22 protein-coding genes and 1 pseudogene are annotated in these 22,117 nt (G+C 71.2%); 13 read left to right on the top strand and 10 right to left on the bottom strand.

Translation table 11 applies throughout. From position 1 onward, the window contains the following. Positions 1–33: 33 nt before the first annotated feature. From cysC to ACZ4IF_RS13315, 7 genes are all read left to right on the top strand, one after another. Positions 34–570: an adenylyl-sulfate kinase gene (gene cysC / locus ACZ4IF_RS13345; protein WP_467562352.1), complete on the top strand. Its 537-nt coding sequence runs from the start codon at positions 34–36 to the stop codon at positions 568–570. Continuing rightward, positions 567–1,517, top strand: coding sequence for a sulfate adenylyltransferase subunit CysD (gene cysD, locus ACZ4IF_RS13340; protein WP_467562262.1), 951 nt, complete (start codon positions 567–569; stop codon positions 1,515–1,517). Before cysC ends, cysD begins: the two co-directional genes overlap by 4 nt. A 2-nt stretch (positions 1,518–1,519) precedes the next feature. Further along, complete coding sequence (locus tag ACZ4IF_RS13335) at positions 1,520–2,875, top strand: sulfate adenylyltransferase subunit 1 (RefSeq protein WP_467562260.1); 1,356 nt, start codon at positions 1,520–1,522, stop codon at positions 2,873–2,875. A gap of 225 nt (positions 2,876–3,100) precedes the next feature. Further along, complete coding sequence (locus ACZ4IF_RS13330) at positions 3,101–4,222, top strand: aliphatic sulfonate ABC transporter substrate-binding protein (RefSeq protein ID WP_467562258.1); 1,122 nt, start codon at positions 3,101–3,103, stop codon at positions 4,220–4,222. Positions 4,223–4,234: 12 nt separating this feature from the next. Further along, positions 4,235–5,047 carry an ABC transporter ATP-binding protein gene (locus ACZ4IF_RS13325; RefSeq protein ID WP_467562256.1) on the top strand — a complete coding sequence of 271 codons (813 nt, stop codon included), beginning with the start codon at positions 4,235–4,237 and terminating at the stop codon, positions 5,045–5,047. Continuing rightward, positions 5,034–5,936, top strand: coding sequence for an ABC transporter permease (locus ACZ4IF_RS13320; protein ID WP_467562254.1), 903 nt, complete (start codon positions 5,034–5,036; stop codon positions 5,934–5,936). The genes ACZ4IF_RS13325 and ACZ4IF_RS13320 overlap by 14 nt, the downstream gene beginning before the upstream one ends. A 7-nt stretch (positions 5,937–5,943) precedes the next feature. Further along, positions 5,944–6,690 (top strand): sirohydrochlorin chelatase, encoded by a 747-nt coding sequence (locus ACZ4IF_RS13315; RefSeq protein ID WP_467562252.1) that lies wholly within the window; start codon positions 5,944–5,946, stop codon positions 6,688–6,690. Between the two features lie 25 nt (positions 6,691–6,715). Here ACZ4IF_RS13315 and ACZ4IF_RS13310 read toward each other — a convergent pair whose 3' ends face one another. Further along, on the bottom strand, positions 6,716–7,333 hold the full coding sequence (locus ACZ4IF_RS13310) for a mycothiol-dependent nitroreductase Rv2466c family protein (protein WP_467562250.1): 618 nt from the start codon (positions 7,331–7,333) through the stop codon (positions 6,716–6,718). Positions 7,334–7,499: 166 nt separating this feature from the next. After that, entirely contained in the window at positions 7,500–8,093 is a 594-nt protein-coding gene (locus tag ACZ4IF_RS13305; protein WP_467562248.1) for a TIGR03086 family metal-binding protein, read from the bottom strand. Positions 8,094–8,222: 129 nt separating this feature from the next. Between ACZ4IF_RS13305 and ACZ4IF_RS13300 the strand changes: the two genes are divergently transcribed. From ACZ4IF_RS13300 to ACZ4IF_RS13290, 3 genes are read left to right on the top strand one after another with little or no spacing between them, the layout of a single operon-like run. After that, positions 8,223–8,669, top strand: coding sequence for a DUF3592 domain-containing protein (locus tag ACZ4IF_RS13300; protein ID WP_467562246.1), 447 nt, complete (start codon positions 8,223–8,225; stop codon positions 8,667–8,669). Continuing rightward, positions 8,666–9,574 (top strand): aldo/keto reductase, encoded by a 909-nt coding sequence (locus tag ACZ4IF_RS13295; RefSeq protein ID WP_467562244.1) that lies wholly within the window; start codon positions 8,666–8,668, stop codon positions 9,572–9,574. Before ACZ4IF_RS13300 ends, ACZ4IF_RS13295 begins: the two co-directional genes overlap by 4 nt. Positions 9,575–9,608: 34 nt before the next feature. After that, complete coding sequence (locus ACZ4IF_RS13290; protein ID WP_359496008.1) at positions 9,609–10,463, top strand: transglutaminase-like domain-containing protein; 855 nt, start codon at positions 9,609–9,611, stop codon at positions 10,461–10,463. Here the strand turns inward: ACZ4IF_RS13290 and ACZ4IF_RS13285 are convergent. Both ACZ4IF_RS13285 and ACZ4IF_RS13280 read right to left on the bottom strand, forming a co-directional pair. Then, complete coding sequence (locus tag ACZ4IF_RS13285; protein WP_467562241.1) at positions 10,444–10,821, bottom strand: nuclear transport factor 2 family protein; 378 nt, start codon at positions 10,819–10,821, stop codon at positions 10,444–10,446. The two genes, ACZ4IF_RS13290 and ACZ4IF_RS13285, sit on opposite strands and share 20 nt — an antisense overlap. Further along, on the bottom strand, positions 10,814–11,362 hold the full coding sequence (locus ACZ4IF_RS13280; protein WP_467562239.1) for a DUF1697 domain-containing protein: 549 nt from the start codon (positions 11,360–11,362) through the stop codon (positions 10,814–10,816). Before ACZ4IF_RS13280 ends, ACZ4IF_RS13285 begins: the two co-directional genes overlap by 8 nt. A 274-nt stretch (positions 11,363–11,636) precedes the next feature. On the opposite strand from ACZ4IF_RS13280, the gene ACZ4IF_RS13275 reads away from it, so the two are divergent. Further along, positions 11,637–13,892, top strand: a complete 2,256-nt coding sequence (locus ACZ4IF_RS13275) for an MMPL family transporter (protein WP_467562237.1) — start codon at positions 11,637–11,639, stop codon at positions 13,890–13,892. A 79-nt stretch (positions 13,893–13,971) separates the two neighbouring features. Here the strand turns inward: ACZ4IF_RS13275 and mgt are convergent. Further along, positions 13,972–15,259: pseudogene (gene mgt, locus ACZ4IF_RS13270) on the bottom strand (macrolide-inactivating glycosyltransferase). 26 nt (positions 15,260–15,285) lie between these two features. Between mgt and ACZ4IF_RS13265 the strand changes: the two are divergent. Then, complete coding sequence (locus ACZ4IF_RS13265; protein ID WP_467562235.1) at positions 15,286–15,759, top strand: DUF6336 family protein; 474 nt, start codon at positions 15,286–15,288, stop codon at positions 15,757–15,759. On the opposite strand, the gene ACZ4IF_RS13260 is transcribed toward ACZ4IF_RS13265, so the two are convergent. From ACZ4IF_RS13260 to ACZ4IF_RS13250, 3 genes are read right to left on the bottom strand one after another with little or no spacing between them, the layout of a single operon-like run. Continuing rightward, positions 15,747–17,027 (bottom strand): ABC transporter substrate-binding protein, encoded by a 1,281-nt coding sequence (locus ACZ4IF_RS13260; RefSeq protein ID WP_467562233.1) that lies wholly within the window; start codon positions 17,025–17,027, stop codon positions 15,747–15,749. The two genes, ACZ4IF_RS13265 and ACZ4IF_RS13260, sit on opposite strands and share 13 nt — an antisense overlap. Further along, positions 17,027–17,863 (bottom strand): carbohydrate ABC transporter permease, encoded by an 837-nt coding sequence (locus tag ACZ4IF_RS13255; protein ID WP_467562231.1) that lies wholly within the window; start codon positions 17,861–17,863, stop codon positions 17,027–17,029. The genes ACZ4IF_RS13260 and ACZ4IF_RS13255 overlap by 1 nt, the downstream gene beginning before the upstream one ends. Further along, positions 17,860–18,795, bottom strand: a complete 936-nt coding sequence (locus ACZ4IF_RS13250; RefSeq protein ID WP_467562229.1) for a carbohydrate ABC transporter permease — start codon at positions 18,793–18,795, stop codon at positions 17,860–17,862. Before ACZ4IF_RS13250 ends, ACZ4IF_RS13255 begins: the two co-directional genes overlap by 4 nt. 209 nt (positions 18,796–19,004) lie before the next feature. Between ACZ4IF_RS13250 and ACZ4IF_RS13245 the strand changes: the two genes are divergently transcribed. After that, complete coding sequence (locus ACZ4IF_RS13245) at positions 19,005–19,868, top strand: phosphotransferase enzyme family protein (protein WP_467562227.1); 864 nt, start codon at positions 19,005–19,007, stop codon at positions 19,866–19,868. Between the two features lie 85 nt (positions 19,869–19,953). Here ACZ4IF_RS13245 and ACZ4IF_RS13240 read toward each other — a convergent pair whose 3' ends face one another. Both ACZ4IF_RS13240 and ACZ4IF_RS13235 read right to left on the bottom strand, forming a co-directional pair. Beyond that, positions 19,954–20,676 carry a 3'-5' exonuclease gene (locus tag ACZ4IF_RS13240; RefSeq protein WP_359495988.1) on the bottom strand — a complete coding sequence of 241 codons (723 nt, stop codon included), beginning with the start codon at positions 20,674–20,676 and terminating at the stop codon, positions 19,954–19,956. Between the two features lie 126 nt (positions 20,677–20,802). Further along, on the bottom strand, positions 20,803–22,041 hold the full coding sequence (locus ACZ4IF_RS13235) for an SAV2148 family HEPN domain-containing protein (RefSeq protein ID WP_345648748.1): 1,239 nt from the start codon (positions 22,039–22,041) through the stop codon (positions 20,803–20,805). Positions 22,042–22,117 lie beyond the last annotated feature (76 nt).

The following is a 22,117-nucleotide window of genomic DNA, read 5'->3' as shown; positions in this document are numbered from 1 at the left end:
ACCGACAACCTCCAGAACTCCCGGGAGAAGCAAGTGACGACCGGAGCCACCGTCTGGCTCACGGGTCTGCCGAGTGCCGGCAAGACCACCATCGCGTACGAGCTGGCCGGCCGGCTGCGCGAGGAGGGACATCGCGTCGAGGTGCTCGACGGCGACGAGATCCGCGAGTTCCTCTCGTCGGGTCTCGGCTTCTCGCGGGCGGACCGTTTCACGAACGTGCAGCGCATCGGTTTCCTCGCCGAGCTGCTCGCGCGCAACGGCGTCAAGGCACTCGTCCCGGTGATCGCGCCGTACGCGGACAGCCGTGCGGCGGTGCGCGAGCGCCACAGCACGGGAGGGACGCCGTACGTGGAGGTCCACGTGGCCACTCCGGTCGAGGTGTGCTCCGTGCGCGATGTGAAGGGCCTGTACGCCAAGCAGGCGGCGGGCGAGATCTCGGGGCTGACCGGGGTCGACGACCCGTACGAGGAGCCCGAGTCGCCCGATCTGCGCATCGAGTCGCACACCCAGACCGCGCAGGAGTCCGCTGCCGCGCTGCACGCGCTGCTCACCGAGAGGGGTCTCGCATGACGACCGCAGCCACTGTCTCCGAGGCAGCCGGCGATTCCGAGGAGTCCAGCCCGTACGCGCTGTCGCATCTGGACGCGCTGGAGTCGGAGGCCGTCCACATCTTCCGCGAGGTCGCGGGCGAGTTCGAACGACCGGTGATCCTCTTCTCCGGCGGCAAGGACTCCATCGTCATGCTGCACCTGGCACTGAAGGCCTTCGCCCCCGCCCCGATCCCCTTCTCCCTCCTGCACGTCGACACCGGACACAACTTCCCCGAGGTCCTCGAATACCGCGACCACACCGTCCAACAACACGGACTGCGCCTGCACATCGCCTCCGTACAGGACTACATCGACCGCGGCATCCTGCGCGAACGCCCCGACGGCACCCGCAACCCCCTGCAGACCGTCCCCCTCACCGAGAAGATCCAGTCCGAACGCTTCGACGCCGTCTTCGGCGGCGGACGCCGCGACGAGGAAAAAGCCCGCGCCAAAGAACGCGTCTTCTCCCTGCGCGACGAATTCTCCCAATGGGACCCCCGCCGCCAGCGCCCCGAACTCTGGCAGCTCTACAACGGCCGCCACGCCCCCGGCGAACACGTCCGCGTCTTCCCCCTGTCCAACTGGACCGAACTCGACGTCTGGCAGTACATCGCCCGCGAACACATCGAACTCCCCCAGATCTACTTCGCCCACGAGCGCGAGGTCTTCCAACGCTCCGGCATGTGGCTGACCCCCGGCGACTGGGGCGGCCCCAAGGACGGCGAGACGGTCCAGAAACGACTCGTGCGCTACCGCACCGTCGGCGACATGTCCTGCACCGGCGCCGTCGACTCCCACGCCACCACACTCGACGCCGTCATCGCCGAGATCGCCGCCTCCCGACTCACCGAACGCGGCGCCACCCGCGCCGACGACAAGATGTCCGAGGCCGCGATGGAAGACCGCAAGCGCGAGGGGTACTTCTAGACATGACCAGCACCACCGAACCCACCGAGCCCTTGTCGGTCGAGCAGTTGTCGGCGACCACCCTGCTGCGCTTCGCGACCGCGGGCTCCGTCGACGACGGCAAGTCCACCCTCGTCGGACGCCTCCTGCACGACTCCAAATCCGTCCTCACCGACCAACTCGAAGCCGTCGAACGCGCCTCCGCCGGCCGCGGCCAGGACGCACCCGACCTCGCCCTGCTCACCGACGGCCTGCGCGCCGAACGCGAACAGGGCATCACCATCGACGTCGCCTACCGCTACTTCGCCACCGCACGCCGCCGCTTCATCCTCGCCGACACCCCCGGCCACGTGCAGTACACCCGCAACATGGTCACCGGCGCCTCCACCGCCGACCTCGCCGTCGTCCTCGTCGACGCCCGCAACGGCGTCATCGAACAAACCCGACGCCACGCCGCCGTCGCCGCCCTCCTCCGCGTCCCCCACGTCGTCCTCGCCGTCAACAAAATGGACCTCGTCGACTACCAGGAGTCCGTCTTCGCGGCGATCGCCGAGGCGTTCACGGCGTACGCGTCCGAGCTCGGCATCCCCGAGATCACCGCGATCCCGATCTCCGCGCTCGCCGGTGACAACGTGGTGGAGGCGTCCGCCAACATGGACTGGTACGGCGGGCCGACGGTCCTGGAGCACCTGGAGACCGTGCCGGTCAGCCACGACCTGGGGCACTGCCACGCCCGGCTTCCCGTGCAGTACGTGATCCGCCCGCAGACCGCCGAGCACCCCGACTACCGTGGCTACGCCGGCCAGATCGCGGCCGGTGCCTTCCGTGTCGGCGAGAGCGTGACCGTGCTGCCCTCCGGGCGCACCTCCAAGGTCGCCGGGATCGACGTGCTGGGCGAGCCCGCCGACGTCGCGTGGACGCCGCAGTCGGTGACCCTCCTGCTGGAGGACGACATCGACATCTCGCGCGGCGACCTGATCGTGCCGAGCAAGGACGCGCCCCCGACCACGCAGGACATCGAGGCGACCGTGTGCCACGTCGCCGACCAGCCGCTCACCGTGGGACACCGGGTGCTGCTCAAGCACGGCACCCGCACGGTCAAGGCGATCGTCAAGGACATCCCGTCCCGACTGACCCTCGACGACCTGTCGCTGCATCCGCACCCCGGTCAGCTCGCCGCCAACGACATCGGCCGCGTCAAGATCCGTACCGCGGAGCCGCTGCCCGTCGACTCCTACGCCGACTCCCGGCGCACCGGCGCGTTCATCCTGATCGACCCCGCCGACGGAACCACCCTGACGGCGGGCATGGTCGGCGAGTCCTTCGCCGCGCCGCAGCCGGTCAAGGACGAGGCCGACGACGACGGGTGGGACTTCTGACATGACCTCCACCGACTTCTACTCCACGTTCGCGAAGGAGGGCGGCCGCGTCGGCAGCGGCGCCCTCGGCAGCGGGCAGGGCGGAGTGGCGCGATGTGCGCGATGACGTACGCGCACTGCCTGCGCGCCCTCGCCCCCCACCGCCTGCACAGACGAAGACCTGCCGACCTCCCGGCCACGACCTGAGAGACCGTGACCGCCGGGCCAACGAGAGGAACACCTCCCGTGCCTGCCATCCGCAACCGCTCCGCCTTGCTCCGCCGCGGCCTCGCCGTCGCCGCCGCGCTCCCCCTTCTCGCTCTGGCCGCGTGCAGCTACGGCTCCGAGGCGAAGGACGACACCTCCGAGAAGGAGAAGGTCGCCGCCGGGTCCGAGAAGATCGACGGTCTCGACTCCGTGAAGATCGGGTACTTCGGCAACCTCACCCACGCGACCGCGCTCGTCGGCCGCCACGAGGGCCTCTTCCAGAAGGAACTCGGTGCCACCAAGGCCGAGTACACCACCTTCAACGCCGGTCCCTCCGAGATCGAGGCGCTCAACTCGGGCTCGATCGACATCGGCTGGATCGGCCCCTCGCCGGCCATCAACGGCTACACCAAGTCCAACGGCAAGAGCCTGCGCATCATCGGCGGTTCGGCGTCCGGCGGCGTGAAGCTCGTGGTCGACCCGAAGAAGATCAAGTCCCTGAAGGACGTCAAGGGCAAGAAGATCGCGACCCCTCAGCTCGGCAACACGCAGGACGTCGCGTTCCTCAACTGGATCGCGGAGCAGGGCTGGAAGGTCGACGCCGACAGCGGCAAGGGCGACGTCTCGGTCATCCGCACGGACAACAAGATCACCCCGGACGCCTACAACTCCGGCTCCATCGACGGTGCCTGGGTGCCGGAGCCGACCGCGTCCAAGCTGGTCGCCGAGGGCGGCAAGGTGCTGCTCGACGAGTCCACGCTGTGGCCCGACAAGAAGTTCGTGATCACGAACATCATCGTGTCGCAGAGCTTCCTCAAGGAGCACCCGAAGGTCGTCGAGGCGGTCCTCAAGGGCTCCGTGGCGACCAACAAGTGGATCGGCGCCAACCCGGACAAGGCGAAGACCGCGGCGAACGCGCAGCTCAAGGTCGACTCCGGCAAGGAGCTCCCGGCCGAGGTCCTGGACCCCGCCTGGAAGTCGATCCAGATCACCAATGACCCGCTGGCCGCCACCCTCAACACCGAGGCGGCGCACGCGGTGAAGGCCGGTCTGCTGGAGAAGCCGAACCTGAACGGCATCTACGACCTGACGCTGCTCGACAAGGTCCTGTCGGCCGCGGGCGAGAGCTCGGTCGACGACGCCGGTCTCGGCGCCAAGTAAGCCCGGACACCGATGAGTTCCCAGGAGGTGACGACCATGGCAACAGCTCTCGCCAAGGCCGCCGACGTCACGACGTCGGTGGAGCACGCCGCGCGGATCGAGAACGTCTCGAAGTCCTTCGCCGGACCCGCTGGGCAGCAGCTCGTCCTCGACGACATCACGCTGGACGTCGCGCCGGGCGAGTTCGTCACCCTCCTGGGGGCCTCGGGGTGCGGCAAGTCGACGCTGCTCAACCTGGTCGCGGGACTCGACGAGCCGACCGCGGGCAGCATCACGACCGACGGGCGCCCGGCCCTGATGTTCCAGGAGCACGCCCTGTTCCCGTGGCTGACCGCGGGCAAGAACATCGAACTCGCGCTGAAGCTGCGGGGGGTGGCCAAGGCCGACCGTCGCGACAAGGCCGAGGAACTGCTCGAACTCGTACGGCTGACGGGTGCGTACGGGAAGCGGGTGCACGAGCTGTCCGGCGGTATGCGCCAGCGGGTGGCGATGGCGCGGGCGCTCGCCCAGGACAGCCAGCTGCTGCTGATGGACGAGCCGTTCGCGGCGCTGGACGCCATCACCCGGGACGTCCTGCACGACGAGCTGACCCGGATCTGGCGCGAGACCCGGCTGTCCGTCCTGTTCGTCACGCACAACGTGCGCGAGGCGGTGCGGCTCGCGCAGCGCGTCGTGCTGCTGTCCTCACGCCCGGGGCGGATCGCGCACCAGTGGACCGTGGACATACCGCAGCCGCGCCGCATCGAGGACACCGCCGTGGCGGAGCTGTCCGTCGAGATCACCGAACAACTGCGTGGGGAGATCCGCCGTCATGGCCAGCACTGAGACCAAGTCCGCCGCGGCCGTCGACGACAGCCACGACCTGGCGGGTCTGGAGGCGGGCCTGGACGCCCTGGAGACGGTCCACACCGGCCGGCCCCCGTTGCGGCAGACCCTCGTCCAGAAGGTCCTGCCGCCCGTCGTCGCCGTCGTGCTCGTCCTCGTCGTGTGGCAGGCGCTGATCACGTTCAAGGTCGTCGACGACCCGGCCAAGCTGCCCTCCCCCGGGGACGTGTGGGGCGAGGTCGAGGACGCCTGGCTCCAGGGCAAGCTCTTCGGCTACATCTGGACGAGCGTCTCGCGCGGCCTGCTCGGCTTCCTGCTGGCGCTGGTCATCGGCACGCCGCTGGGGCTGCTGGTGGCGCGGGTGAAGTTCGTGCGCGCCGCCATCGGCCCGATCCTGTCCGGCCTCCAGTCGCTGCCGTCGGTGGCCTGGGTGCCGCCGGCCGTGATCTGGCTGGGTCTGAACAGCTCGATGATGTACGCCGTGATCCTGCTCGGCGCGGTCCCCTCGATCGCCAACGGTCTGGTGTCGGGGGTGGACCAGGTACCGCCGCTGTTCCTGCGGGCCGGCCGCACGATGGGCGCCACCGGGCTGCGCGGCACCTGGCACATCGTCATGCCGGCGGCACTGCCCGGCTACCTGGCGGGCCTGAAGCAGGGCTGGGCCTTCTCCTGGCGCTCCCTGATGGCCGCGGAGATCATCGCCTCCTCCCCCGACCTGGGCGTGGGCCTCGGCCAGCTGCTGGAGAACGGCCGCACCGCCAGCTCCATGTCCATGGTCTTCCTCGCCATCCTGCTCATCCTGATCGTCGGTATCGCCATCGACCTGCTGATCTTCAGCCCGCTGGAGCGGTGGGTGCTGCGCAGCCGCGGTCTGCTGGTCAAGAGCTGAGTCCGACATGCGCCGATCCGTCAGCCCCGTCCTCGTCGTCATCGCCCACGGCAGCCGCGACCCGCGCCATGCCGCGACGGTGCACGCCCTCGTACGACAGGTGCGGGCCCGGCGTCCGGGGCTGCGCGTGGAGACCGGCTTCCTGGACTTCAACATCCCGTCGGTGCAGGGTGTGCTGGAGTCCCTCGCCGCCGAGGGCGTGCGGGACGTGGTGGCGCTGCCGCTGCTGCTGACGCGGGCCTTCCACGCCAAGGCGGACATCCCGGCGGTGCTGCGGGAGGCCCCCTCCAGGCTGCGCATCCGCCAGGCCGACGTGCTCGGTCCGTCCCCGCTGCTGACGGCGGCGCTGGAACGACGGTTGTACGAGGCGGGGCTGAGCCCCGCCGACAAGTCCTCGACCGGGGTCGTGCTGGCCTCGGCGGGGTCCACGGACCCGGAGGCGATCGCAGTGATCGCTGAAATCGCGCGGGAGTGGCGGCACACCGGTTGGTGCGCCGTGCGGCCTGCGTTCGCCTCCGCATCTCTACCGCGCACCGAGGACGCGGTGCGCGGACTGCGCGCCGCCGGCTGTGCGCGGGTGGCGGTCGCCCCGTACGTACTGGCGCCGGGCTTCCTGCCGGACCGCATCGCCCGGGGCGCCGCCGACGCGGATGTCCTGGCCGACGTCCTCGGTCCCGCCCCTGAGGTGGCCGAGGTCCTGCTGGAGCGCTACGACGCGGCCCGCACGCCGGTCCTGACGGCGCTCGGCGCGTAGGCGGGCGAAGCTCCGGGGCCGGGGATCAGTCGAAGCTGAGTCCGCCGGTCCGGGTCCTCTTGAGTTCGAAGAAGTCCGGGTGCGTGGCGAGGACCCGGAAGCTGTCGAAGAGTTCGGCCGCCTTCTCGCCCCTGGGGACGGCACGCAGCACCGGGCCGAACCACACGGTCCCGTCGACGTGGATCGTGGGCGTGCCCACATAGGTGTCCGAGTCAGGCTCCCTGCCCGCGTCGTGGCTGCGGGTCACCGCCTCGTCGTACGCGGGATCGTGCGCCGCGTGCGCCAGTTCGGCCGGGAGTCCGAGTTCGGCGAGGGACTCGGTGACGACCGCGTCGAAGTCCTCGATGCGGCGTTCGTGGATGCGGGTGCCGAAGGCGGTGTAGAGGTCGCGCAGCACCTTGTCGCCGTGCTGCTCGGCGGCGGCCACCGCGACCCTGACCGGGCCGATCGACCTGTCGACCAGTTCCCGGTACCAGTCCGGAAGTTCATTGCCGAGATTGTGCAGGTAGAGGCTCATCACGCGGAAGCGGAGGTCGAGCGGGCGCTCGCGCTCGACCTCCAGCATCCAGCGGGAGGAGATCCAGGCGAAGGGGCAGGCCGGGTCGAACCAGAAGTCGACGCGAGTGGGTGCGGTGGTCGTCATGGCGCCGAGGCTAGTCCGCGGATGGCCCAGGATCACGGTCCAATTCAGCGCGGATTCCCTGGTCCAATCGGGCGGGTCCCATCAGACCCGGCCCCGCAGACCTGCCCCTCCTGGCCTCCCTCGGGCCTGACCCCATCAGACCTGACCCCATCAGACCTGGCCCCCGTCAGGCCTGGGACAGCCGCGGGTCCCGGCCGCTGTGGGCGAGGGCGCGGTCGAAGACGGATACGTCCTCGGGCACGTCCACCGGGTCGGCGAAGCCGTCGTACTGCCGGTAGAGGTCGCCGTGCGTGTCGACCACGTCCAGGACCAGCCGGGCCGCGCCGTCCGAGATCCGGAACCGCTGTCCGGTGGCCGTCGCGACGTCCCAGCCGTGCACGGCCATCTCCTTGACGATCATCGGGGCGAGTTCGGCGGCCGGCATCTTCGCCATGCCGAGATCGACCTCGCCCTCCCAGACGGCGGGGTCGTCCCAGGCGGCCACGGCCCGGTCGAGCTGGTCGGCGTACGCCTGCGCCCAGTCGGAGTCGGCCGTGAAGTCCCGAGCGGTCAGCTCCTCGGGGAGCTGCCTGCGCAGTGCCCGGTGCTCCAGGCCGTGCGAGGTGTAGAGGACCCAGTGGTTCACCAGGGCTCGGACGTCCCACGGCGGGCAGTGGGTGGGCCCGGACAGCTGCGCCGCCGTGACACCGCGGGCGACGCGGGCGGCCTCGGTGGCGCACTCGACCATGTACGGATGCACGTTCTTGTACGGCTCGTTCATGCGTCCCACGCTAGGGACTCCGCGTCGGGCCCTCTTGAAGAAACGCGACAGGTTCCCGGGCATGGCCCCGCGCCGAAAGCCTCACACGGATGGGTGCACTCCCCACCGATCCGTGCCACGCTGTCCGCCGTGCGCAAATGGGTGCCCCTCGTCCTGGGCCTGTCCTTCCTGGCCCTCACCGCCTTCACGGTGTACTCCGCGACCGTCCAGTGGCAGCAGGGCAGGCTCATCGACGCCACCGGGGTGCAGGTCACCGGTACCGTCACCCGGCTCCTCCACGTGGACAAGGGCTACACGAGGGAGATCGCCTACACGGTCGACGGGCGGCACCACACCCTCCAGAAGGGCTACGACCCCACTCTTCACCACCCGCGGCGCGGGGACCGGGTGTGCCTGGAGGCGGCCCGGGAGCACCCCGGCATCGTCCGCATGTGCGAGGACCACTACCCGGACGGCGACGACACCTTTCCGGCCTACATACTGGGGGCGTTCTTCGGCACGGCAGGACTGCTGTTCGTCATCGGCCACCAGGTCACCGGCGCACGGCGCACACGTGAGATCGGAACGGCAGCATGAGCACGTCCACCGGCGATGCCGAGACCGACGGCGCCCCTGAGCACGGCACGAGCACGTTCCTCGTCGGCGGCGAACTGCCCGTGCGCCGCCTGGGGTACGGCACCGCGCAGCTCACCGGGCCCGGCTACTGGGGCCCGCGCGGCGACGCCCGGGACGCGGTGGCCGTGCTGCGGCGGGCCGTGGAGCGCGGTGTCACCCTCGTCGACACCGCCGACAACTACGGTCCGTCGGTCGCCGAGGAGCTGGTCGCCGAGGCCCTGCACCCGTACGCCGAGGATCTGCTGATCGCCACCAAGGGCGGCGTCGTACGCACCGGCGACAGCGCCTGGCACATCGCCGGACGGCCCGAGCAGCTGCGCGCGATGTGCGAGGCGAGTCTGCGCCGGCTGCGTCTCGACACCATCGGCCTGTACCAGCTGCACCGCCTCGACCCGGACGTGCCGATGGCCGAACAGCTGGGCGCGCTGGACGAGTTGCGCGCCGAGGGCAAGATCAGGCACATCGGGCTCGACACCGTCACGGACGATCAGCTGGCGGCGGCGCTGGGACTGACGGACATCGCCTCCGTGCAGAACCGCTACAACCTGCTCGACCGTGCCTCCCAGCCCCTGCTGGAGCTGTGCGAGGCGCGCGGGATCGCGTTCCTGCCGTGGTTCCCGCTGGGCAACGGTTCGCTGACCTCGGACCCGGTGTGCGCGGGGATCGCCGCCGCGCACGGGGCGACACCGGGGCAGGTCGCGCTGGCCTGGCTGCTGCGTCGCTCCCCCGTGCTCTGCCCGACGCCGGGCACCGGCAGCCTCGTCCACCTGGAGGAGAACCTGGACGCGGGCGCCGTCCGGCTCACGGACGAGGACATGGACCGTCTCGACGCCCTCGCGGGCACCCCGCCCGGCTCCCGCGGTTGACCTTGCCCCTGGGGCAGACCTCAGAGTCCCGCGCATGGACCTCCACCGCAGACAGAGTGTGTTCAGCGATCCCGGCGGCCTGGACATCGCCGGGCTCCCCCGGGACCCCGGCAGCCTCGCCCGCATCGTCAGGGACGTGATCATCCACCGGGGCGAGGGGGAACGCTTCGGCGTGACCCTCCCCGAGGCGCGACTGCACGAGGACGCCGAGTCGCGCTACGTGACGGAGATCCTGCGCCTGCTCGGCGAGCGCTCGGACCGTCCGCTGACCGAGCGGCGGGAGCCGGCCGAGCGGTTCGTCGGGACCTGCCGGGACTTCTCGCTGCTGCTGTGCTCGCTGCTCCGCGCGACGGGCACGCCCGCCCGGCTGCGCTGCGGGTTCGCCACGTACTTCGTCGAGGGCTTCCACGAGGACCACTGGGTCACCGAGTACCGCCTCCCGGACGGCGGCCTGCGGCTCGTGGACGCGCAGATCGCCCACGGGCCCTACGACGTGGACTTCGATCCGCTGGACGTCCCCAGGGACCGCTTCGTGGTGGCCGGGCAGGCCTGGCGGGAGTGCCGGGCCGGGCGCGCGGACCCGTCCGGCTTCGGCGTCAGCTGGCTGGAGGAGATCAGGGGCCTGTGGTACGTCCGCGGCAACGTCCTGCACGATCTCGCCGCGCTCAACGGCGTCGAGGTGCTGCCCTGGGACGGCTGGGGCCCCGAGATCCTCGACGACGCGTCGCTGACCGCCGAGGATCTCGCGTTGACCGACGCGGTCGCCGCCGCCGGATCCGAGGAGGAACTGCGCCGGCTGTACCGGGACCCCCGGCTCCGTGTGCCGGACGAGATCGTCTCGTACACCGCCTACCAGGGCGTACGGAAGGTCACTCTGCGCCCACGCTGAACGGGGTGCCCTGGTGGAAGTACAGCAGCCAGCCGTCCACCGACCGCCGCCACAGCGAACTGCGGTGCGCGCGGAGGCCGTTGTGCCCCTCGGTGTCGAAGGTGAGGTGGACCAGGTCCGGTGCGAGCTGCACTCCCCGCATCCGCGACGCGGTGATCGGGCGGGTCCCCGCCCCGGGCACCGCGGTCAGCTCGGCGATGATCGAGGCGCGGTCCCACAGCCGGCCGGAGGAGCCGAACTCGTGGAACTCGGGGTGGAGGAGCGCCCCGAGCCGCTCGGGCGACCGGCGGATCGCGGGGTCCAGCAGGCGCAGCTCGCCCTCGATGGCCGCCTCGACGGCCGCGTTGCGCTCAAGCACCGGTCAGCTCCTCCAGTTTGACGACGGTGTTCCAGTTGCGGGTGGTGGCGAGGATCCCCTTGAGGAGCTTCGGCCGGGCCAGTGCCTCGGCCAGCCTGGAGCGTCCGAGCCCGTCGGGGGCGTACAGGTACAGGACGCGGTCGCCGAGGCGGTACTCCTCGGGGAGGAACGCGTCCGGGGCGACATCGGCGAAACGCCGCGCGTCGAGGGGGCCGGAGAAGTAGGTGGCGTGCAGTTGCTTCGCCTCCAGCTCGGCCGCCGGGAAGGGGCACGCCTCGCGTACGGCCTTCAGGTAGGCGTGGTCGCGCACCAGCACGCCGACGGTGAAGCCGAAGTGCTGCTCGACGGCTTCGGCGAGCTGTGCCGCGAGGGACTCCTCGTCGCCGCGGTCGCTGCTGAACACGGCGTTGCCGCTCTGCAGATACGTGCGCACGTCGCCGTGCCCGAGCCCCTCCATCAGGGTGCGCAGTTCGGCCATCGGCACCTTCTTGGCGCCGCCCACGTTGATCCCACGCAGGAGTGCCGCGTACCTCGTCGTCATCCGCACACCATACGGCGGCCGCCGCGGTGCGCCGGGCGGACGTGACGGCGAGGGGCCCTGAGCGGCTCGCCCCTGATCCACATCCCCGAGAAGTCGGTTTACATGTAGGGGGCTTCCATCCTCCCCAGTGCGGAGATGCCGGGGTCCGCGGGTAGGACTCGCGGGCCCCGGGGTTCACCAGGCAGCACGACGAGACGCGCTTATCCGGCCCATACCTTCGTATCGAAAGGTGACGGCAGGGGGCCGTCGCCGCACACGAGGGGGCTTGCCCGTCATGGGGAACGGAGACACACGGGTGCGGGGCTTCGCCGCGCGGGCCGGCGGCTGGAGCGCCCGGCACCGATGGGCGGCCGTCGGGATATGGGTGCTGTTCGTCGTCCTGGCGATGGGGCTGGGCTCGGCAGCCGGCCGCGTCGACGTCAGCGAGAGCGATCAGCTCAAGGGCGAGACGCACACCGCCGCCAAGATCATCGAGGATGCGGGGATCGAGGAACCGGCGAGCGAGACCGTCCTGGTCCAGGCGAAGGACGGCGGCCCGAAGGCCACGGACGCCGCGTTCAAGGCCGCCGTCGGCGCGGTCGTCGACGCCGTCGACGCGACCGGCAAGGTCACCGACGTGCAGTCGCCGTACGACACGAAGACGATCTCCGAGGACGGGCGCAGCGCGCTGGTCCAGTTCGACATGCGCGGCGACTCGGACACCGCGGGCGACCGCGTCGAGCCCGTCCTGAACGCCGTCGAGCGCGTGCAGAAGGACCACTCGGAGCTGCGGATCGAGGAGATCGGCGGCGCCAGCATGATGAAGACGTTCGACGACGCGTTCGGGGACGACTTCCAGAAGGCCGAGTACTCCGCCGTTCCGGTGGCCCTCGGCATTCTGCTCATCGCCTTCGGCGCGCTGGTGGCCGCGCTGCTGCCGGTGGCGCTGGCCGTCACCGCGATCATGGCGACGATGGGCCTGATGGGCATCGTCAGCCACCTCCAGCCGATGAGCGACACCGCCAACTCCGTGATGCTGCTGGTCGGTCTGGCCGTCGGTGTCGACTACTGCCTGTTCTACCTGCGCCGGGAACGTGAGGAGCGCGCGGCGGGCCGCGACGCCGGCGCCGCCCTGCGGATCGCCGCCGCCACCAGCGGCCGCGCGATCGTGGTCTCCGGTGTCACGGTGTGCGTGGCGATGGCGGGCATGCTGTTCACGGGGCTCGCCGAGTTCGAGGCGATGGGCCTGGCCTCGCTGATGGTCGTGGCGGTCGCCATGATCGGGTCGGTGACGGTGCTGCCGGCGCTGCTCTCGCTGCTGGGCGAGCGGGTCGAGAAGGGCCGTATCCCCTTCCTGCACAAGGCCATGCAGCGCCGCGCGGCGCGCACCAACGGCGAGAGCCGCTTCTGGACCGCCGTCCTGCGCGGTGTGCTCGCCAAGCCGGTGGTCTCCGTGGTGGTGGCGGCCGGCGTGCTGCTGGCGATCGCGGCTCCCGCGGTCGGCATGAAGACCCAGAACCTCACGCTGGACCAGGAGTTCGGCGACTCGCTGCCGATCGTGCAGACGTACAACCGGGTCAACGACGCCTTCCCGGGCGGCTCCGAGCCGGCCGAGGTCGTCGTCAAGGCCGCCGACATCAACGCCCCCGAGGTGAAGAGCGCTCTCGCCGACTTCAAGGACCGGGCGATCAGTTCGGGCGCCTCGCGCGGCCCGGTCGAGATCAAGCTGCACGAGGCGCAGGACATCGCCTATGTGTACGTCCCGCTGGTCGGCGGCTCCGACCTCGACAAGGCGGGCGCCAGCCTGGAGAAGCTGCGCGACGAGGTACGGCCCGCCACGCTCGGCAAGGTGGACGGTGTCCAGGCACCGATCACCGGACAGGTCGCCGGCTCGCACGACTTCAACGACCAGCTCGGCGGCGCGGTCCTCCCGGTCTTCGCGTTCGTGGTGGTCTTCGCCTTCCTGCTGATGCTGCTGTCGTTCCGTTCGCTGACGGTCGCGGTCACCTCGATCCTGCTCAACCTGCTGTCGGTGGGCGCCGCCTACGGCATCCTCGTCGCCGTCTTCCAGCACGGCTGGGGGGCGTCCCTGGTGGGGGCGGAGGGCGTCGGCGCCATCGTCACCTGGCTGCCGCTGTTCCTCTTCGTGATCCTGTTCGGACTGTCGATGGACTACCACGTCTTCGTGGTCTCGCGGATCCGCGAGGCACGGCTGCGGGGCCGCACCACCAGGGACGCGATCCGGCACGGTGTGGTCACCACGGCGGGTGTGGTCACCAGCGCCGCGGTCATCATGGTCGCCGTCTTCGCGATCTTCGGCACGCTGTCCATGCAGTCCATGAAGCAGATGGGTGTGGGCCTGGCCGCGGCGGTGCTCATCGACGCGACGGTCATTCGCGGTGTGCTGCTGCCCGCCGTGATGGCCCTGCTCGGCGAGCGCAACTGGTACCTGCCGAAGTGGATGCACCGGCTGCCGGACCTCACGCACGACGAGTCGCCTGAGCCGGTGGCGCCGCCGGTCGCCCGGGAGGGTGAGCGGGCCGGGGTGTAGCCCGCGGCACCACCGGACGGCAACCGCGCTCGGACAAGGGCCTGCCGGTCTCCCCGAGGGGGACCGGCAGGCCCTTCGCCTATGCGCGCCCGGGCAGTTCGGCCTCGATGAGGTCGGCCGCCCGCCGGGTGCCTCCTTCGTGGGCCATCTCCGTCCGGATCTCCTTCAGCCGGCGGGCAACCTCGGGGTCGTCCACCAGGGCGAGGGCGATGTCCCGCAGGGTCTGTGCGGTCGCTTCCTCGGTGGACAGCCGGCGGGCGACTCCGAGGGCCTGGAGCATGTCGGCGTTGCCGAACTGGTCCGCGGCCTGCGGCACGGCGATCATCGGCGTGGCGGTGGCCAGTCCCTCCTGGCTGCCGCCCGCTCCGGCGTGCGTGACGAACAGGTCGGCCTGCTTCAGGATCGCCAACTGCGGTACCCAGGAACGGACTTCGACGTTCCCCGGCACCTCGCCGAGTTCGGCCGGGTCGACGTGCTCACCGATCTGGAGCACCAGGTGCCAGCCGGGCAGGTCACCGAACGCCGCCACGCACTCCCGGTAGAAGTCGGGCTGCTTGGTGAAGGCGGAGCCGAGCGAGACGAGGACCACCTTCTCGGCGCCGCCCGGCCGCCGCCAGTCGCCCTGGGTCGCGCGGTCGCCCTGGCACGCGCCGACGAAGGTGTGGACGCGTTCGTCGACGCGGTCGGCGTTGGGCTGGAGCGCCTTGGGGATCAGGACGAGGGAGCGGGCGGGGCGCCCGGCGAAGGGGTCGGGGTGCTGGGTGATCCCGTTCTCCGCCAGCCAGGCCTCGAAGCGGGCGTAGTAGGCCCGGCCGCGCTCGGTCCGTTTCGGCTCCGCCCACATGGGCTCGGCGACCTCCTCCTCGTAGCCGTCCCAGGCGACCAGGTTCGGCGAGAGGGACACCGCGGGCACGCCCCAGCGGTGGGCGAGGACCCGGGCCGGGTAGGAGGCGATGTCGTGCAGGACGAGGTCGGGCTCGTCCCCCTCGTAGGCCGCGATCAGCTGGGGCAGCGCCTGGATCGCGTCGTTCAGGAACGGCTCCACGTTGTCCAGCAACGTGGAGCCCCAGGCCTCCGGGTCGGCGCCGGGGCCGGGCAGGGTGGAGGTGTAGGGCACGGGCCGGGCCCCGGTCTCCGCCACCTTCTCGGCGAACACCGGCGGGATGGCGTAGGTGACCCGGTGCCCTCGTGCGACGAGCTCTCGGATCACCTCCAGGCTCGGGTTCACATGGCCGTGGGCGGCAATGGAGAACATGGCGATGTGTGCGGGAGTGGTCATGGGAGCGAGACTAAACAAGACGATACGTCTCGTCCAATTGTTTTGCGCTCCGGTCGCTGGCGAGCCCGGCACCCGCAGGCCGCGGCATGTCCCCGATCAGCTACGGTCCCCCTCATGGACCTGGGCGAGGACGGCGTGCTCCTGCCGCGGTTGCGGCTGCGTGACGTCCTTCTCCGCGGGGCCCTGTTCGGTCTCGGCGGCATCGTCGTGCTCGCGGTCGCCGCCGCCCTCGTAGGCCGCCACCACGACCGCATGGAGTTCCTGGCCGTGGCAGGAGGCATGGGTCTCTTCTTCGGACGCGGCCTGCTGCTCTTCGGCCTCTTCTTCCGGGCCGTGTGCGCCGGCGACATCAGGCGCTGCCGCGACTGGCGGACCGTCACGGGACAGCACTCCGCGCCCACGGTCGTGGCCCGGGTCTGCGTCCGGCTCGGCGTGCTCGGGCTCGTCGCGGCACCGGCGGCGATCGGCCTGTACCAGCTGGTCGACCGCGCGTCCTACGGGAGCCGGCTCCACGGTCACCGACAGCGCCGCCCCGGGGAGTGCGCCGGGACGGCGGGCACCGGAGCCACGGGCGCTCAGCGCTGGTAGCGCGCCAGCACCAGATTGCCGTCCTTCTCCAGACGGCGGCGCAGTTCGCCCAGCCCGATCGCTCCGCTGTAGTACTCCTGGAACGCGGGGGTGGCGACCTTGTCCTTCCACTCGGGATAGCCGCGCACGGACTGGGCCGGGGCCGGGCTGAGCCGGTCGGCGAGCGCGGTGCCGGTGGCCCAGCCGTACTTGGCCGTGTGCAGGGCCGGGTCCTTCAGGGCCTCGGTGCCGGTGGGGAGCATCCAGTCGCCCAGCGCCAGCCGGACCATGTTCTTCGGCCGGAGCAGGAAGTCGACGAACTCGGCCGCCTGCTTCTTGTGCGGGCTGTCCTCGGCGATCGAGAGGGTCTGCGGGCTGACGCCCTGGGTGAGCCCGTCGGCGCCGGCCGGGGCGGGCAGCACCTGCCAGTCGAAGCCCTTCGGCGCCTGCTGCACGATCTGCTGACGGTAGGAGAAGCCGAGCGGGACCATCGCGTACTTGCCGCCGAAGAAGCCGGGCAGCGTGTCGGAACCGCCGCTGCCGAGCGTCGAGTCCGGGGCGCTGTGGTCGATGCCGACCTGGTCGCGGATCGTGCGTGGCACGAGCTGGTCGCCGGCCTCGAGACGCACGGTCACCTTGCCGTCCGCGCCCCGGTGGAACAGCTGCCCGCCCGCCGACAGGGAGAGGTTGAGCGTGGCGGAGACCGGTTCCTTGAGAGGCCAGGCGACGCCGTATCTGCCGTCCCCGCTGAGCTTCTTGGTGACCTGCCGGAACTCGGCCCAGCTCCACGGCCGTTCGGGGGTCGGTATGCGCACCCCGGACTTCCGCAGCCGACCGGCGTCGGCGATCAGCACCCGCGGCTCCTGGAGGAACGGCACGCCGTAGATGCCCTCCCCGAAGGTCGCGGTCTGCCAACTGCGCCGCGGGATGTCGGACTTGAGGCGATCGGACAGCAGGCCCCGCAGATCGGCGAGATAGCCGCCGTAGGCGAAGTCGGCGAGGTCGTCGGAGGCGTCGTGGATGACGTCGGGGGCCTCACCGCCCTCGAAGGAGGTGAGCAACTGGTCGTGGACGCTGTCCCAGCTCCCCTGGACGTACTTCACCTTGACGTCCCGGTGGGTCGCGTTCCACTCCGCCACCAGGTCCTTGTTGGCGGCGACGGACTCCTGCTGCCAGGCGAGGGACTGGAAGCGGAGCGTGATCACTCCGTGCGGTTCGCGGCCGCTGTCCGTGCACGCGGTGAGCAGCAGACCGAAGACGGCCAGGATCACCAGGAGTCTCGTCCTCATCAGCTCTTCACCGCCCCGGCGAGCATGCCGCCCGTGATCCGTTTCTGGATGATCGCGAAGACGACCAGTGACGGCAGGGTCGCCAGGAACGCGGCGGCGGCCAGCGGGCCGAGGTCCGCGACCCCCTCCGCCCCGATGAAGTGCGTGAGGACGACCGGCAGCGTCTGCTTCTCCGGGGTCTTCAGCAGGACGAGCGCGAAGAAGAACTCGTTCCAGGCGCTGATGAACGCGAACAGTGCCGTCGCCACGATGCCGGGGGCGAGGAGCGGTGCGGTGATCGAGACCAGGGTCCGCACCCGGCCCGCGCCGTCCACCGCGGCCGCCTCCTCCAGTTCCGCGGGGACCGCCCGCACGTACCCGACGAGCATCCACAGCGCGAACGGCAGCGCCCACACCACGTACACCATGACCAGTCCGGGCACCGAGTCGATCAGCCGGAGGTTCTTCAGGAGCAGGAACAACGGGATGATCACGAGCACGAACGGAAACGCCTGACTGACCACGACCCACCCGGTGGCCGCCTTCGCGAGCGGCGTCCGGCGCCGGGCGAGGACGTACGCCATCGGCGTGGCGATCAGCACGGCGATCAGTGCGGCGCCGAGGGCCGCGGCCAGGGAGTTGAGCGCGGCGCGCAGCAGCGGCTGTTCGTCGAAGGCCTGACGGAAGTTGGCGAGGGTGGGGTCCTCCGGTATCCAGGTGGGATGCAGACTCGCCAGCTCGCGCGCCGGTTTGAACGCGGTGGAGACGAGCCACAGGAACGGGAAGGCGAGGAAGAGGAGATAGGCGAGGAGCGCGAGGTACTGTCCCGCGCGGGCGCCCTTGCCGGCGGTCTTCACGCGTCCTCACCTCCGCTCAGACGGCCGACGAGGTGCACGGCGAGGATCACCGAGATCACCGCGACCATCACACAGCCCATCGCCGCCGCGTAGCCGAACTGTCCGTAACGGAAGGCCTCTTCGTAGGCGAAGAGCATCGGGAGCCGGGTACGGCCTCCGGGACCGCCGTTGGTCAGCACGTACACCAGGGCGAAGGAGTTGAAGTTCCAGATGAAGTTGAGCGCGGTGACGGCGAGCGCGACCGGCCGCAGGGCGGGCCAGGTCACGGTGCGGAAGCGGCGCCAGGCGCCCGCGCCGTCCATCGCGGCGGCCTCGTGGAGTTCGCGCGGGGTGTTCTGCAGTCCGGCGAGCAGCGTGACCGTGGTCTGCGGCATGCCCGCCCAGACGCCGACGACGATCACGGCGGGCAGGGCGGTGCCGAGGCCGCTCAGCCAGTCGCGGCCGTCGCCGAGGCCGAGGTCGCGCAGGGTCTCGTTGAGGATGCCGACGTCGGGGTTGTAGACGAGCCGCCACATGATGCCGACGACGACCTCCGGCATGGCCCAGGGGATGATCGCGAGGGCGCGGGCGAGCCAGCGCAGCCGGAGGTCCTGGTCGAGGAGGAGGGCGAGCCCGAGGGCGAGGAGGAACTGCGGCACGGTGACGCCGACCGCCCAGAGCAGGCCGATCCGGAACGACTCCCAGAACAGCGTGTCGTGCAGCAGGTCCTGGAAGTTGAGCGTGCCGATCCACTGGGTGGCCGCGGTCCGGCCGGACTGCGCGTCGGTGAAGGCCAGCGCGATCCCGTAGAGCAGGGGTCCGACGCTGAGTACCAGGATCGGGATCAGCGCGGGCAGGACCAGGAACCAGGCGCCGCGGTCGGCCGCGCGACGGCCGCCGGCCCGGACGGGCGCGCGCTTCACCGACCGCCTCGTCGCGGTCGCCAATGTCATGGAATCGGCTCCTTTGGGCGGCTCGTGGAGGTCTGGCCGCCCGGGCGGCCCCCGTCATGGTCGTGAAGCAGGGGTGGGTCGTCAAGGCACCGTGCACGCGCTCCGACCTGTGCGAATGCGACACTGGCCGACGGATGGCGTGAACACGACGCCATACGCGAGGACTGCGCGGGACCTGCACGAGTACCGCACAAGGACGGAGGCGACGGATGGACGAGGCACGGGCGCGTGACGTACTGGCCGGGGCGGGGGTGCTGCCGGGCCCGGCGCGGGACGCGACGCTCCTCGCCCTGGGCGAGAACGCGGTGTTCGCCGCCGGTGACCTGGTCGTCAAGGTCGGGCGCGACGCCGAACTCCTCGACCGCGCCCGGCGCGAACTGGACATCGCCGGCTGGCTGGCCGAGGCGGGCGTCCCCGCGGTGCGCGCCGCCGAGCCGAAGGCCCTGCTCGCCGACGGTCATCCGGTGACCGTGTGGCACCGGCTGCCGGACCCCGTACGCCCCGCGGAGCCGCGGGATTTGGCCGAACTGCTACGGGTGGTGCACGCCCTGCCCTCGCCCTCCTTCGTCCTCCCGCCGCGCGAACTGCTGGGCGGTGTGGAGCGCTGGCTGCGGCTCGCGGGTGACGCCGTCGACCCCGCGGACGCGGCGTACCTGCGGGCGCGGCGCGACGGCTTCGCGGATGCCGCGGCGGCACTCACCCCGCATCTGCCGCCGGGCCCGATCCACGGCGACGCGCTGCCCCGCAACGTCCATGTCGGCCCCGACGGCCCCGTCCTCGTCGACCTGGAGACCTTCTCCGCCGATCTGCGCGAGCACGACCTGGTGGTGATGGCGCTGTCCCGGGACCGCTACGGGCTGCCGGCCGAGGCGTACGAGTCGTTCACCCGGACGTACGGCTGGGACGTCCGGGAGTGGGAGGGGTGCTCGGTGCTCCGCGGAGCGCGGGAGACCGCGAGCTGCGCCTGGGTCGCCCAGCACGCGCCGGCCAATCCCAAGGCCCTGGCCGAGTTCGAGCGGCGGGTGGCGTCGCTGCGCGACGGGGACGAGACCGTGCGCTGGTACCCCTTCTGACGGAACGCCTCGGTGCGCGTGGTCCACGGGGCGCGACGGCGGACACGGCGCGGTGCGCGACCCGGGACGAGCCGCCCGGCCGTCCTCAGACGCGCTCGTCCGCGAGGTCGCGCAGTGGCCAGGTGCCGTCCACCACCGCGTCCGCCTCGCCCTTGCGGCGCAGGAAACTCTGGAAGTCGGCCGCCCACTCGGCGTACCACTCGATCTGGCGGCGGTGCAGCTCCGCCGGGCCGAGGCCAGCGACCTTCGGGTGCCGGCCGGCTATCGCGCAGGCGAGCCGCGCCGCGGCGAGCGCGTCGGCCGAGGCGTCGTGGGCGGAGTCGAGCGGCACGCCGTACTCCGTGCAGACGGCTTCGAGGTTGCGCTTGCCGCGGCGGTAGCGGTCGACGGAGCGGTCGATCGTGTACGGGTCGATGACCGGGGCGGGGTCGACGCCGCCGAGCCGCTCGCGCAGCGACGGCAGCCCGTACCGCCGCAGCTCGGCGGAGAGCAGGGTCAGGTCGAAGGCGGCGTTGTACGCGACGACGGGGACGCCCGTCTTCCAGTACGAGACGAGCACGTCCGCCATCGCGGCGGCCACCTCGTCGGCGGGCCGGCCCTCGGCGGCCGCCCGCTCATTGGTGATCCCGTGCACCGCCACCGCGTCGACCGGGATCTCCACGCCCGGATCGGCCAGCCACTCGCGGCGGCCCAGCGGCTCTCCGCCCCTGACCTCGATCACCGCGCCCGTGACGATGCGCGCCTCGCGCGGATCGGTCCCGGTCGTCTCCAGGTCGAAGCCGATCAGCAGCTCCCGGTGCCAGCCCATGGGCGGCCCCCCTTCTTCGTGGTGCTTTCCCCCAGTGGTCTCCACGATCCCATGAGCCACTGACAATCCGAGGACGGCCTTCCGCTTACCCGGGCCGGCGGGCTCCACGCGTCCGGACACCCGCCCTCAGGACACAGGACGCGAATCCGCCCAAGCCACCTCGAACTCCTCGCGATAGGTCGGGAAGAGTCCTTCCTCGCCGGTGTCGCCCGGTTTGACCACCCGTCCCCCGCCACGCAGGACGAGGACCGGCGCCTCCATGCCCCGGGTGCGGCGCAGATACGACTGGACGACGGCGACGCCGTCCGAGCCGTCGCCGTCCACCAGATAGGCGGTGAAGCGGGGCGTCTCGTCGAAGACCTGGATCTCGAAGGCGCCCGGATCGCGCAGTTTGGAGCGCACCCGGCGCATGTGCAGGATGTTCATCTCCACGCTGCGGCTCAACTCGCCTCGCTTGATGCCCAGTTCGCGCTCGCGGCGCTTGACCGCGCTGGACGCGGGGTTGAGGAACAGCAGCCGCACCCGGCAGCCGGACTCGGCCAGCCGCACCAGGCGCCGGCCGGAGAAGTTCTGCACCAGCAGGTTGAGGCCGATGCCGATGGCGTCGAGACGCCGGGCGCCGCCGAAGAGGTCCTCGGCGGGAAACTGGCGCAGCAGCCGCACCCGGTCCGGGTGCACCCCGACCACGTCCGCGTACCGGTCGCCGACCAGGTCCTCCACGGCGTCGACGGGGAGCCGGCGCGCGGAGGGCACGTCACTGCCGGCGCCGAGTATCTCCAGAAGCCTGGCCGCGGCCCGCTCGGCCTGGTTGAGGACCGCCTCCGACAGGGCGCGGTTGCGGGAGACGACGTTGCGGGTCACTTCCAGCTCGTCCAGGGCGAGTTCGACGTCCCGGCGCTCGTCGAAGTAGGGCTCGAAGCACGGCCAGTGCTGCACCATCAGCTCGCGCAGTTGCGGCAGCGTCAGGAAACTGAGCACATTGTCGTCGGCCGGGTCGAGCAAGTACCCCTTGCGGCGGCTGACTTCGCGTACGGCGACCGCGCGCTGCACCCACTCCTGCCCCGCGGGACCGGCGGCGGCGACGACCCAGTCGTCCCCGTGGACCGGTTCGTAGATGGGACGCAGAACAGCGGCCACGACCGCACGCAGCCGCTGTTCCACGAGGTTCAGCCAGATGTAGGCGCGTCCGGCCCGCTGGGCACGCGTCCGCACCTCGCGCCAGGCGTCGGCCCCCCAGTCCAGTTCCGGACCGATGGATCCCATCTCCATCGGCCGTGCCAGGGACACCGCGCCGGGTGGGACATCTGTGGAGTTTCCCTCGTGACCCTCGTCACCAGGAGGCAACTCCAGCCCTCCCGAGCCCACCCGCGCACCGCCTTCCGCTCCCCCGAGCTCTCCCCTAGTCAACGATCAAGGAAGGGTACTCCGGGAGCGGTGGGCG

Source organism: Streptomyces sp. NPDC025784 (genome assembly GCF_055558435.1).
The sequence above is the reverse complement of the archived record's forward strand: the minus strand, read 5'-3'. Positions and strand labels throughout refer to the sequence as shown.

What these genes read in the sequence shown, in the direction of transcription:
- ACZ4IF_RS13240 (WP_359495988.1), bottom strand. Translation starts at nt 20,676, where the DNA reads ATGGGCTGGCACCGGGAGCTGCTGATCGGCTTCGACCTGGAGACGACC.
- ACZ4IF_RS13335 (WP_467562260.1), top strand. Translation starts at nt 1,520, where the DNA reads ATGACCAGCACCACCGAACCCACCGAGCCCTTGTCGGTCGAGCAGTTG.
- ACZ4IF_RS13325 (WP_467562256.1), top strand. Translation starts at nt 4,235, where the DNA reads ATGAGTTCCCAGGAGGTGACGACCATGGCAACAGCTCTCGCCAAGGCC.
- ACZ4IF_RS13315 (WP_467562252.1), top strand. Translation starts at nt 5,944, where the DNA reads ATGCGCCGATCCGTCAGCCCCGTCCTCGTCGTCATCGCCCACGGCAGC.
- ACZ4IF_RS13280 (WP_467562239.1), bottom strand. Translation starts at nt 11,362, where the DNA reads ATGACGACGAGGTACGCGGCACTCCTGCGTGGGATCAACGTGGGCGGC.
- ACZ4IF_RS13305 (WP_467562248.1), bottom strand. Translation starts at nt 8,093, where the DNA reads ATGAACGAGCCGTACAAGAACGTGCATCCGTACATGGTCGAGTGCGCC.
- ACZ4IF_RS13245 (WP_467562227.1), top strand. Translation starts at nt 19,005, where the DNA reads ATGGACGAGGCACGGGCGCGTGACGTACTGGCCGGGGCGGGGGTGCTG.
- ACZ4IF_RS13320 (WP_467562254.1), top strand. Translation starts at nt 5,034, where the DNA reads ATGGCCAGCACTGAGACCAAGTCCGCCGCGGCCGTCGACGACAGCCAC.
- ACZ4IF_RS13310 (WP_467562250.1), bottom strand. Translation starts at nt 7,333, where the DNA reads ATGACGACCACCGCACCCACTCGCGTCGACTTCTGGTTCGACCCGGCC.
- ACZ4IF_RS13250 (WP_467562229.1), bottom strand. Translation starts at nt 18,795, where the DNA reads ATGACATTGGCGACCGCGACGAGGCGGTCGGTGAAGCGCGCGCCCGTC.
- ACZ4IF_RS13295 (WP_467562244.1), top strand. Translation starts at nt 8,666, where the DNA reads ATGAGCACGTCCACCGGCGATGCCGAGACCGACGGCGCCCCTGAGCAC.
- ACZ4IF_RS13265 (WP_467562235.1), top strand. Translation starts at nt 15,286, where the DNA reads ATGGACCTGGGCGAGGACGGCGTGCTCCTGCCGCGGTTGCGGCTGCGT.
- cysD (WP_467562262.1), top strand. Translation starts at nt 567, where the DNA reads ATGACGACCGCAGCCACTGTCTCCGAGGCAGCCGGCGATTCCGAGGAG.
- ACZ4IF_RS13290 (WP_359496008.1), top strand. Translation starts at nt 9,609, where the DNA reads ATGGACCTCCACCGCAGACAGAGTGTGTTCAGCGATCCCGGCGGCCTG.
- ACZ4IF_RS13260 (WP_467562233.1), bottom strand. Translation starts at nt 17,027, where the DNA reads ATGAGGACGAGACTCCTGGTGATCCTGGCCGTCTTCGGTCTGCTGCTC.
- ACZ4IF_RS13275 (WP_467562237.1), top strand. Translation starts at nt 11,637, where the DNA reads ATGGGGAACGGAGACACACGGGTGCGGGGCTTCGCCGCGCGGGCCGGC.